This is a genomic window from Bradyrhizobium sp. Ses1, assembly GCF_059512365.1.
In genome coordinates, this window is the sequence record NZ_JCAMOQ010000070.1 from 21,738 (window position 1) to 31,783 (window position 10,046).

A 10,046-nucleotide genomic window follows, 5' to 3' on the forward strand; every position below is an offset into this window, starting at 1 on the left:
GCATGCTCGCAATGGCTGACCCCGATCTGGATCATGGGCCGCGGACCGAAAAGTCCGCGACCATGCGGATGTGCGCGGTCAGCCGCGAGGTGCGCCCGATCGACGAGCTGATCCGCTTCGTCGTCGCCCCCACCGGCGAGGTGATCGCCGATGTGAAACGCAAGCTGCCAGGGCGTGGCCTCTGGCTTTCGGCCTCGCGCCGCACGGTTGCGGAAGCGGTCCGGCGTCACCAGTTTAGCCGGGGATTCAAGCGCGACGTCCGCGTCGCGGCGACTCTGCCCGACGATACCGAAGCGCTGCTGGTTCGCAGCAGCCTCGAGGCGCTGGCGATGGCCGCCAAGGCCGGCCAGGTCGTTTCCGGCTTCGGCAAGGTCGAGGACGCGTTGTCGCAGCGGGAAAGACCCCTAAGTCTGATCCATGCTTCCGATGCGGCCCCCGACGGCGTCCGCAAATTGGACGCGATCCTGCGGCAAAGGGGCCGAAAAGATGAAGATTCGCCGAAAATATCTGTCGTCACCGCGCTGACATCGGCAGAATTGGATTTGGCACTGGGCCGGTCAAATGTGATACATGCTGCCCTGCTCGCGGGCCCGGCGAGCAAGACGTTCCTGTCGCGCTGCCAGCTTCTGGTCCGATACCGGATGGCCGACGACGACAAGACCGCCGATGCGGCCAGAAATTCTAGCTAGAGCATGATCGGGAAAAGGGGAAACCGGTTTTCCGAAAAGATCATGTTCAAACAACAAGATGGAGCGGGATGACGGTCCGAGGACAGTCATTTCGGTCTTTTGGAACTGCGACGATAACGCGTGCGAAAAGGCACAACGCTAACGAGATTAGGACTGCTGAATGGTTGATACCAAAACCCCTGGCGACAAGACTTTGAGTGTCCCGAGCAAGACCTTGACGCTGAAGCCACGCGTCGAGACGGGCACCGTGCGCCAGAGCTTCAGCCATGGCCGCAGCAAGCAGGTTGTGGTCGAAAAGCGCGGCAAGCGCCGCGTCGGTGGTGACGGCCCCGGAACCGAGCCGCATGCGCCCGAGCCTGTCGTGGCCAAGCCCGCGCCGACGCCGGCCAGGCCACCGTCCGGCCGCTCCGGCGGGTCTTCCCCATCGCAGCGCAACGCCGGCGGATCGGGCGTGGTGCTGCGCAGCCTGACCGAGGACGAACGCTCGGCCCGCGCCAGCGCACTCGCCGACGCCCGGCAGCGTGAGGTCGAAGAGCGCCAGCAGGCCGAAGAGGAAGCCAAGCGCCGCGCCAGCCGCGAAATCGCCGAGCGCGCCGAGCGCGAAGCCGCCGAAGCCCGCCGGCTGGCCGAAGAGGAACGTCATCGCCAGGAAGAGGAAGCCAAGCGCAAGGCCGAGATCGAGGCCAAGCGGCGCTTTGGCGAGGGCGAAGCGAAGCCCGCCGCGGCAGCCAAGCCAGCGGCCGCAGCAGCCCCTGCGCCGGCGGCTCCGGCCCGTACCCCATCGACCCCGGGCCGCACATCTGCGGCCCCGGGACGCACGTCAGCGACCCCTGGACGCACGTCAGCGACCCCGGCACGTACACCAGCGTCGGCTCCAGCGGCGAAGGCGCCGGGCGTCGCCGCAGAGCCCGATGAAGACGAGGGTCCGCGGCAGGTTCGCCGTGGCCCGGGTGGTGCCATGCGCCCCGTGGCCGCCCCGAAGACCACCCACAAGCCGGGTCCGCAGAAGGAGCGTGGCCGCCTGACGGTTGTCACCGCGCTCAACGCCGACGACGTGCGCGAACGCTCGATCGCGTCCTTCCGCCGCCGCACCCAGCGCCTCAAGGGCATCAGCGCGAACGAGCCGAAGGAAAAGCTGATCCGCGAAGTCACGATCCCGGAAGTCATCACCATCCAGGAACTCGCCAACCGCATGTCCGAGCGCGCGGTCGACGTCATCCGCATGCTGATGAAGCAGGGCGCGATGCACAAGATCACCGACGTGATCGATGCCGACACCGCGCAACTGATCGCCGAAGAACTGGGTCACACGGTCAAGCGCGTGGCTGCGTCCGACGTCGAGGAAGGCCTGTTCGACGTCGTCGACGATTCCACCGATACCGAGCCGCGTTCGCCGGTCGTCACCGTCATGGGCCATGTCGACCACGGCAAGACTTCGCTGCTCGACGCGCTTCGTCACGCCAACGTGGTCTCCGGCGAAGCCGGCGGCATCACCCAGCATATCGGCGCCTATCAGGTGTCTTCGCCGGAAAGCGGCACGAAGATCACCTTCATCGACACGCCCGGTCACGCCGCGTTCACCGCGATGCGCGCGCGCGGCGCCAAGGTCACCGATATCGTGGTGCTGGTGGTCGCGGCCGATGACGGCGTGATGCCGCAGACGGTCGAAGCGATCAATCACGCCAAGGCCGCCAGGGTTCCGATCATCGTCGCGATCAACAAGATCGACAAGCCGGACGCGCGGCCCGAGCGCGTGCGCACGGAATTGCTGCAGCATGAGGTGCAGGTCGAATCGCTCGGCGGCGAAGTCGTCGATGTCGAGGTCTCCGCCAAGAACGGGACCAACCTCGACCGGCTGCTCGAAATGATCGCGCTGCAGGCCGAAATCCTCGACCTCAAGACCAACTCGCAGCGTCCGGCCGAAGGCACCGTGATCGAGGCCAAGCTCGACCGCGGCCGTGGTCCGGTGGCGACCGTGCTGGTGCAACGCGGCACGCTCATGGTCGGCGACATCATCGTCGCCGGCGCCGAGATGGGCCGCGTCCGTGCACTGATCTCGGACCAGGGCGAGAATCTCGACGAAGCCGGTCCGTCCGTGCCGGTCGAGGTGCTCGGCTTCAACGGTCCGCCGGAAGCCGGCGATCGGCTTGCGGTGGTGGAGAACGAAGCCCGCGCCCGCCAGATCACGAGCTACCGTGCGCACCAGAAGCGCGAGAACGCCGCCGCCTCGATCTCGGGCATGCGCGGCTCGCTCGAGCAGATGATGTCACAGCTCAAGACCGCGGGCCGCAAGGAATTCCCGCTGATCGTGAAGGCCGACGTGCAGGGCTCGCTGGAAGCGATCCTAGGCTCGCTGGAAAAGCTCGGCACCGAGGAAGTCGCCGCCCGCATCCTGCATGCCGGCGTCGGCGGCATCTCGGAATCCGACGTCACGCTGGCGGAAGGCTTCAACGCCGCGATCATCGGCTTCTCGGTACGCGCCAACAAGGAGGCGGCCGCCGCCGCCAAGCGCAACGGCATCGAGATCCGCTACTACAACATCATCTACGATCTCGTGGATGACATCAAAAAGGCGATGTCCGGCCTGCTCGCGCCGACCCTGCGCGAGACCATGCTCGGCAACGCCCAGATCCTGGAGGTGTTCAACATCTCCAAGGTCGGCAAGGTCGCCGGCTGCCGCGTTACCGACGGAACGGTCGAACGCGGTGCCAATGTCCGCCTGATCCGCGACAACGTCGTCGTGCATGAAGGCAAGCTGTCGACGCTGAAGCGCTTCAAGGACGAAGTGAAGGAAGTCGTCGCCGGCCAGGAATGCGGCATGGCGTTCGAGAACTACGGCGACATGCGTGTCGGCGACGTGATCGAGTGCTACCGTATCGAAACGATCCAGCGCTCTCTGTAAGTCCAAGTCTTACGAAGCGCGGGAATTTCGAGCTGAACCGTCATGCCCCGCCACCGGGTCTCGCCTTCGGCGAGCCCGATGACAGGCTCCGGCCGGGGCATCCAGTATTGCAATTGGTGCTAGGCACAAAATACTGGATCACCCGCTTTCGCGGGTGATGGCGACAATTTGGGATTTTAGATAATGCCCCGTCATCAGAAGAAGAGTTCCGCCGCCGGCGGCTCGCAACGTCAATTGCGCGTCGGCGAGACCGTGCGCCATGCGGTTGCCGAGATTCTCTCGCACGGTGATGTCCACGATCCGGATCTTCAAGGCCACATCATCACCGTTCCCGAGGTGCGAATGTCGCCGGACCTGAAGCTCGCGACCATTTATGTAATGCCGCTCGGCGGACGCGACACCGAGACCGTGATTACTGCGCTCGACCGCAACAAGAAATTTCTCCGCGGCGAGATCGCGCACCGCGTTAACCTGAAATTTGCACCTGACATCCGCTTCCGCGTCGACGAACGATTCGACGAAGCGGAACGTATCGAGAAATTACTGAGAACACCTGCGGTGCAACGCGATCTTGCACCCGATTCGGACGACGAGTGAGATGACCGTGACGACCGCAAACCCCGTGATCGAATCGCAAGACGTCGATTCGCATGCGGATGAAGAAAAAATTTCGGCGCCTGCGCGCGGCAACGAGACGCGTCGCGTCAACAACGATCCGCGCCAGAAGCAGAAGCAGCAGGGCAACCAGCCGCGGCGCGACAAGCGCGACGTCCATGGCTGGGTCGTGCTCGACAAGCCGATCGGCATGACGTCGACGCACGCCGTCGCGGTGCTGAAGCGCCTGTTCCAGGCCAAGCGCGCCGGGCACGCCGGCACGCTCGATCCGCTCGCCTCGGGTGGGCTGCCGATTGCGCTCGGTGAAGCCACCAAGACGGTTCCGTTCGTCATGGAGGGCCGCAAGCGCTATCGCTTCACGGTGGCCTGGGGCGAGGAACGCGACACCGACGACATCGAGGGCCGCGTGGTCGAGACCAGCGAACTTCGCCCCTCGGCCGAATCAATCCAGGAATTGCTGCCGTGCTTCACCGGCGTGATCGAGCAGGTCCCCCCGCAATATTCCGCGATCAAGGTCCAGGGCGAGCGGGCCTATGATTTGGCACGGGACGGCGAGAAGGTCGAATTGCAGCCCCGGCCGGTCGAGATCCACGAATTAACCCTGGTGGAACACGGAGATAGCGGCCAGTCCGTGTTCGAGGCCGAGTGCGGCAAGGGAACCTATGTTCGTGCTTTGGCCCGGGACATGGGGCGGATTCTCGGCTGTTTCGGCCATATCTGCGCGCTCAGGCGGACCGTTGTCGGTCCGTTTACCGAAAGCGACATGATTCCGCTGGAAGAATTGGAGGCTTTGTGCAATAGAGCCGCGTCTGGCGAGGGCAGCCTCGCCGACGCGCTTTTGCCCGTTGAGACCGCGCTGGACGACATCCCGGCACTGGCCGTCACACGGGCGGATGCGGCAAGGCTCCATCGGGGCCAAGCCGTTTTGTTGCGCGGACGGGATGCGCCCAATAGTAGCGGCACAGTCTATGTCACGGTGGCAGGCCGGCTTCTCGCGCTTGCCGAGATTGGCAATGGCGAAATCATCCCCAAGCGCGTGTTCAACCTGACCGGACTGACTGCCAGTTCGGCTCGCAACCATGGAAGTATTTGACGATGTCGATTACCGCCGAACGTAAAGCGGAAGTCATCAAGACGAATGCCCTCAAAGCCGGCGACACCGGCTCGCCCGAGGTTCAGGTCGCGATCCTGTCGGAACGCATCAGCAACCTTACCGAGCACTTCAAGACCCACGGGAAGGACAACCATTCACGCCGCGGCCTATTGAAGCTCGTGTCGACGCGACGCTCTCTCCTCGACTACATCAAGAAAAAGGACGAGGCGCGTTACAAGGCATTGCTAGAAAAGCATAACATTCGTCGTTGATTTCAAGACTACGCGCGCAAGATTAGCGCGCGTTTTCGCATGATCTTCCGAGAGACCGGAGTTTCAACCGTTCGGAGACGATCATGCGCAAGAGCATGAACGTGACGACCGCATGTCGCACACACTCATGCTCAAGCCTCGAGCATGACCCGGTTTTCCGGAAAGACCATGCTCAAACCTAAAGTGCCCAGCAGCAATCCGGCCGCCGGGCGGGGCAAGATGCCCGTATGAACGAAAGGATGGACACCATCCGGAACTTGAGAACCATGGCAGGATCGCCGGATACTGATCACGACTTGCGATCAGTGTCTCGCCATCTTGCGCATGGTTTTTGCGTTTTGGGGGCCCGCTCTTTCGTGAAACCATGAAAGAAGACCAAAATGTTTACGACCCATTCCGTGGAGATCGACTGGGGCGGACGTCCGCTCAAGCTTGAAACCGGAAAGATCGCCCGGCAGGCCGATGGCGCCGTTATGGCGACCTATGGCGAGACCGTGGTGCTTGCCACCGTCGTCGCCGCCAAGACGCCCCGCGAAGGCGTCGACTTCCTGCCGCTGACGGTCGACTACCAGGAGAAGGCCTATGCCGCGGGCCGCATCCCCGGCGGCTACTTCAAGCGCGAGGGCCGGCCGACTGAGAAGGAGACGCTGGTCTCCCGCCTGATCGACCGCCCGATCCGCCCGCTGTTCGTCGACGGCTGGCGCAACGAGACGCAGGTGATCATCACCACCCTGTCGCATGACATGGAGAACGATCCGGACATTCTGGCGATGGTTGCCGCTTCCGCGGCGCTGACGCTGTCCGGTGTGCCGTTCAAGGGCCCGATTGGCGCGGCCCGCGTCGGCTTCGCCAACGACGAATATGTGCTGAACCCGACGCTGGACGAGATGAACGAGACCCAGCTCGATCTCGTCGTCGCCGGTACCGCGGACGCCGTGCTGATGGTGGAATCGGAAGCCAAGGAGCTGAACGAAGACGTCATGCTCGGCGCCGTGATGTTCGGCCACCGCCACTTCCAGCCGGTCATCAACGCGATCATCGAGCTCGCCGAGAAGGCCGCGAAGGAGCCGCGCGAGATCACCCCGATCGACAATTCGGCGATCGAGAAGGACATGCTCGGCCTGATCGAGCGGGAGCTGCGCACCGCTTACGCTATACCGATCAAGCAGGAGCGCTATGCCGCGGTCGGCGCCGCCAAGGAAAAGGTGATGGCGCACTTCTTCCCGGAAGGTCAGGAGCCGAAATACGACAAGCTCCGCGTCGCCGACGTGTTCAAGGAGCTCGAAGCGAAGATCGTCCGCTGGAACATCCTCGACACCGGCAAGCGCATCGACGGCCGCGATGTCAAAACCGTGCGCAATATCGTCGCCGAAGTCGGCGTGCTGCCGCGCGCCCACGGTTCGGCGCTGTTCACCCGCGGCGAGACCCAGGCGATGGTCGTGACCACGCTCGGCACCGGCGAGGATGAGCAGTACATCGACGCGCTGTCCGGAACGTACAAGGAGACGTTCCTGCTGCACTACAACTTCCCACCCTACTCGGTCGGCGAGACCGGCCGCCTCGGCGGCACCAAACGTCGCGAGATCGGCCACGGCAAGCTCGCCTGGCGCGCGATCCATCCCGTGCTGCCGCCGCACCATGAATTCCCCTACACGGTGCGCGTGGTGTCTGAAGTCACAGAGTCCAACGGCTCGTCGTCGATGGCCTCGGTCTGCGGCGCCTCGCTGGCACTGATGGATGCCGGCGTGCCGCTGAAGCGGCCGACCGCCGGTATCGCGATGGGCCTGATCCTCGAAGATCAGCGCTTCGCGGTGCTCTCGGACATCCTCGGCGACGAGGATCATCTCGGCGACATGGATTTCAAGGTCGCCGGCACCGACCAGGGCATCACCTCGCTGCAGATGGATATCAAGATCGAGGGCATCACCGAGGAGATCATGCGCGTCGCGCTTGGCCAGGCCAAGGAAGGACGCATTCACATCCTCGGCGAGATGTCCAAGGCACTGACCGCGGCGCGCGCCGAGCTCGGCGAATACGCACCGCGCATCGAGACCTTCAAGATCCCGACGGACAAGATCCGCGAAGTGATCGGCACCGGCGGCAAGGTGATCCGCGAGATCGTCGAGAAGACCGGCGCCAAGATCAACATCGAGGACGACGGCACCGTGAAGGTCGCCTCCAACGACGGCGAGGCGATGAAGGCTGCGATCAAGTGGATCAAGTCGATCACCTCCGAGCCGGAGATCGGCCAGATCTACGAGGGCACCGTAGTCAAGGTGATGGAGTTCGGCGCCTTCGTGAACTTCTTCGGCGCCAAGGACGGCCTCGTCCATATCAGCCAGCTCGCGGCCAACCGCGTGCAGAAGACCTCCGACGTCGTCAAGGAAGGCGACAAGGTCAAGGTCAAGCTGCTCGGCTTCGACGACCGCGGCAAGACGCGGTTGTCGATGAAGGCGGTCGACCAGGAGACCGGCGAGGATCTGGAGGCCAAGCAGAAGACCGACGCGCCAGCGACGCGCGAGGCGGCAGGCGAGTGAACGCTTCTACACAATGGAATTGCTAAAAAAGGGCGGCCTTGACGGCCGCCCTAAGTTTATGTGGGGCTTTGCAAATCAACCGTGGCTGATGGCCATGTGCGGTTTGGCCGCGATTTCGTGATCACCTTTGTCGGAACCGCTTCACGTCCTGCGCCTACAATAAGACACCATGCTTTCCTTAAGCCCGGAGGTCACGATGTCATTCCTGTCCCGCCGCCGCCTGATGATGGCCGCAACCGGTCTCGTTGCTGCAGCCACTTCGCCGCGAATGGCGTTCGCGCAAGGCTCGGCCCAGCCGCCTGCCGGTCCGTTCAAGGTGGATCCGCTGCCCTATCCCGCCAATGCGCTGGAACCGCATATCGATGCGCTGACGATGCAGATCCATCATGACAAGCATCACCAGGCCTATGTGAACAACGTCAACGCGATCGCCAAAGATCATCCGCAGATCGCCGAAAAGCCCGTCGCGGATGTGCTCGCCAATCTGAACAACGTGCCCGAGGCGGTCCGCACCGGCGTCCGCAACAATCTCGGCGGCCACGCCAACCACACCATGTTCTGGCAGATCATGGGACCGAATGGCGGCAAGCCGGAAGGCGAGGTGCTCGCCGCGATCGACCGCGATCTCGGCGGAATGGAGAAACTACGGACCGACTTCAACGCGGCCGGCGGACGCGTGTTCGGTTCGGGCTGGGTGTTCGTCACCGTGACCAAGGACGGCAAGCTCGCACTCGAGACCCGGCCGAACCAGGACAGCCCGCTGATGGACGGCAAGCGCACACTGTTCGGCAACGACGTCTGGGAGCACGCTTACTATCTGCATTACCAGAATCGCCGCCCTGACTATCTGCAGGCCTGGTGGAACACGGTGAACTGGAAGGCGATCGGCGACCGCTACGCGGCCGCAAAGGTAGGCACGCTCGGCGTGTAGTCCACGCGCGACAGAGCAGTCTCACGCGGGCGGGGGCGCGATATCGTCTCCGGCCGCTTCGCTGCACCGCCCAACTTCATGAGCAAGCTTCCCTTCACGGCGCCCCAGAGCTTCGGTTCTGATTGAACCAGAACCGAAGCTCTGGACTCTTGTTTTGACGCATTTTCTTCACGCGAACCGGCGCCCACTTCGCTCGAAAACGCTCTAGAATTGGCCGTTGCCAATGCAAGCGTTCGGAGCGATGAACGCGTCTTCGCCCGTGAAAGGTTCAGCCCCATGATCCAGCTCTATTGGTCGCCTCGTTCGCGCTCGTTCACCTGCCTGTGGCTGATGGAAGAAACCGGACTGCCGTATGAGCGCGTGCTGACCGACATCTCGACCGGCGCGCAGAAGGCGCCGGAGTTCCTGAAGGTCAATCCGATGGGCAAGGTGCCGGCCTTGAAGGACGGCGACGTCGCGCTCGGCGAAGCTGCTGCGATCTGCGCCTATATTGCGGATCGTTATCCGGAGAAGAAGCTCGCGCCGGCGCTGAACGATCCGAAGCGCGGGCGATATCTGCAGTACCTGTTCTTCGCGCCGAGCTGCATCGAGCCGGCGCTGATCCAGATCTTCACCAAGCTCGAGGTGCCCGCCAGCACCGCCGCATGGGGCACCGCGACACAGGTGTTCGACGTGCTCGACACCGAGCTGCAGAAGGGACCGTGGATTCTCGGCGAGGATTTTTCCGCCGCCGATATCGTGGTCGGCTCTGGCCTGAACTATGCGGTGCGGCTGTTCAAGATGGTGCCGTCGCGGCCGTCCTTCGCGGCCTATATCGATCGTTGCACCGCGCGTCCGGCATTCCAGCGCGCGGAGAAGATTGCCGCGGGTAAGCTCTTGTAGGGTGGGCAAAGCGCAGCGTGCCCACCATTCACGATCGGTGCAAGAGAAGGTGGGCACGCTTCGCTTTGCCCACCCTTCTGTAACGGGCCTTGCTCAGTCAATCCCTTTTTGCGTCATCCGCTCGC

9 protein-coding genes are annotated in these 10,046 nt (G+C 63.5%); 8 read left to right on the plus strand and 1 reads right to left on the minus strand.

Features of this window, described 5'->3' with window-relative positions; genetic code table 11:
• The first annotated feature begins 2 nt into the window (after positions 1-2).
• Positions 3-689, plus strand: coding sequence for an RNA-binding protein (locus AC5ZG5_RS41685; RefSeq protein WP_028168434.1), 687 nt, complete (start codon positions 3-5; stop codon positions 687-689).
• 160 nt (positions 690-849) lie between these two features.
• A complete protein-coding gene (infB, locus tag AC5ZG5_RS41690) occupies positions 850-3,591 on the plus strand; it encodes a translation initiation factor IF-2 (protein WP_456644223.1) in 2,742 nt (913 codons plus the stop codon).
• A 138-nt stretch (positions 3,592-3,729) separates the two neighbouring features.
• Here the strand turns inward: infB and AC5ZG5_RS41695 are convergent, their stop codons facing one another.
• Positions 3,730-3,903 carry a hypothetical protein gene (locus AC5ZG5_RS41695; protein ID WP_456644316.1) on the minus strand — a complete coding sequence of 58 codons (174 nt, stop codon included), beginning with the start codon at positions 3,901-3,903 and terminating at the stop codon, positions 3,730-3,732.
• On the opposite strand from AC5ZG5_RS41695, the gene rbfA reads away from it, so the two are divergent.
• The 6 genes from rbfA (at position 3,826) to AC5ZG5_RS41725 (ending at position 9,921) form a co-directional block, all read left to right on the plus strand.
• On the plus strand, positions 3,826-4,188 hold the full coding sequence (gene rbfA / locus AC5ZG5_RS41700) for a 30S ribosome-binding factor RbfA (RefSeq protein WP_456644222.1): 363 nt from the start codon (positions 3,826-3,828) through the stop codon (positions 4,186-4,188). The genes AC5ZG5_RS41695 and rbfA overlap by 78 nt on opposite strands.
• 1 nt (position 4,189) lies before the next feature.
• On the plus strand, positions 4,190-5,299 hold the full coding sequence (gene truB, locus AC5ZG5_RS41705) for a tRNA pseudouridine(55) synthase TruB (RefSeq protein ID WP_456644221.1): 1,110 nt from the start codon (positions 4,190-4,192) through the stop codon (positions 5,297-5,299).
• Positions 5,300-5,301: 2 nt separating this feature from the next.
• Positions 5,302-5,571: a 30S ribosomal protein S15 gene (gene rpsO / locus AC5ZG5_RS41710; protein WP_028168438.1), complete on the plus strand. Its 270-nt coding sequence runs from the start codon at positions 5,302-5,304 to the stop codon at positions 5,569-5,571.
• Between the two features lie 380 nt (positions 5,572-5,951).
• The gene (pnp, locus tag AC5ZG5_RS41715; RefSeq protein WP_456644220.1) at positions 5,952-8,108 is read left to right on the plus strand and encodes a polyribonucleotide nucleotidyltransferase; all 2,157 of its coding nucleotides are present in this window, start codon (positions 5,952-5,954) and stop codon (positions 8,106-8,108) included.
• Positions 8,109-8,304: 196 nt separating this feature from the next.
• Positions 8,305-9,039 (plus strand): superoxide dismutase, encoded by a 735-nt coding sequence (locus AC5ZG5_RS41720; RefSeq protein ID WP_456644219.1) that lies wholly within the window; start codon positions 8,305-8,307, stop codon positions 9,037-9,039.
• Between the two features lie 276 nt (positions 9,040-9,315).
• Positions 9,316-9,921, plus strand: coding sequence for a glutathione S-transferase family protein (locus AC5ZG5_RS41725; RefSeq protein ID WP_456644218.1), 606 nt, complete (start codon positions 9,316-9,318; stop codon positions 9,919-9,921).
• Positions 9,922-10,046: the final 125 nt, after the last annotated feature.

Bases quoted from the DNA above. Each gene is read 5' to 3' on its own strand.
- AC5ZG5_RS41685 (WP_028168434.1), top strand. From the start codon at position 3: ATGCTCGCAATGGCTGACCCCGATCTGGATCATGGGCCGCGGACCGAA.
- infB (WP_456644223.1), top strand. From the start codon at position 850: ATGGTTGATACCAAAACCCCTGGCGACAAGACTTTGAGTGTCCCGAGC.
- truB (WP_456644221.1), top strand. From the start codon at position 4,190: ATGACCGTGACGACCGCAAACCCCGTGATCGAATCGCAAGACGTCGAT.
- rpsO (WP_028168438.1), top strand. From the start codon at position 5,302: ATGTCGATTACCGCCGAACGTAAAGCGGAAGTCATCAAGACGAATGCC.
- pnp (WP_456644220.1), top strand. From the start codon at position 5,952: ATGTTTACGACCCATTCCGTGGAGATCGACTGGGGCGGACGTCCGCTC.
- AC5ZG5_RS41720 (WP_456644219.1), top strand. From the start codon at position 8,305: ATGTCATTCCTGTCCCGCCGCCGCCTGATGATGGCCGCAACCGGTCTC.
- AC5ZG5_RS41725 (WP_456644218.1), top strand. From the start codon at position 9,316: ATGATCCAGCTCTATTGGTCGCCTCGTTCGCGCTCGTTCACCTGCCTG.